This is a genomic window from Acinetobacter sp. 148 (assembly GCF_031196675.1).
Classification (GTDB): Bacteria; Pseudomonadota; Gammaproteobacteria; order Pseudomonadales; family Moraxellaceae; genus Acinetobacter; species Acinetobacter baumannii.
This window is the reverse complement of record NZ_JAVIMT010000002.1, coordinates 1-438: the sequence shown is the minus strand read 5'-3', so window position 1 is coordinate 438 and position 438 is coordinate 1. Positions and strand designations below refer to the sequence as shown.

The following is a 438-nucleotide window of genomic DNA, read 5'->3' as shown; positions in this document are numbered from 1 at the left end:
TACCGTTGATATTCAACTTGCCGATGCACCTGTGTTTGCAGGGAAGCTGACAGCGAACGGACTGGATGCAAATGGTGAGAAAGTTACGAATGTCGGTGCGGGCACAGCAGCAACCGATGCAGTAAACAAAGGTCAGCTTGATGCGTTAAGCACATCAAGCAACAACAAGACTGATGCCTTGGGCAACAGCACAGCCAACAATCTGGGTGGTGGTGCAAGCTATGATAGCACAACAGGTGCAGTAAGCTCACCGACCTATACTGTGAATGGCAACAACGTCAATAACGTGGGCGATGCGATCACTGCATTAGACAAAGGCTGGACACTACAAAGTAATGGTACCAATGCGGCTGCAGTAAAAGCTGATGATACGGTAGACATTGGTACGGTTGCAGGTGAAACCAACCTGAAAGTGACCAAGACCGGCAATACGATTCA

1 pseudogene is annotated in these 438 nt (G+C 48.9%); it reads left to right on the top strand.

Features of this window, described 5'->3' with window-relative positions:
• Positions 1-438 (top strand): annotated as a pseudogene (locus RFX69_RS00015) (hypothetical protein); the annotation flags it as partial.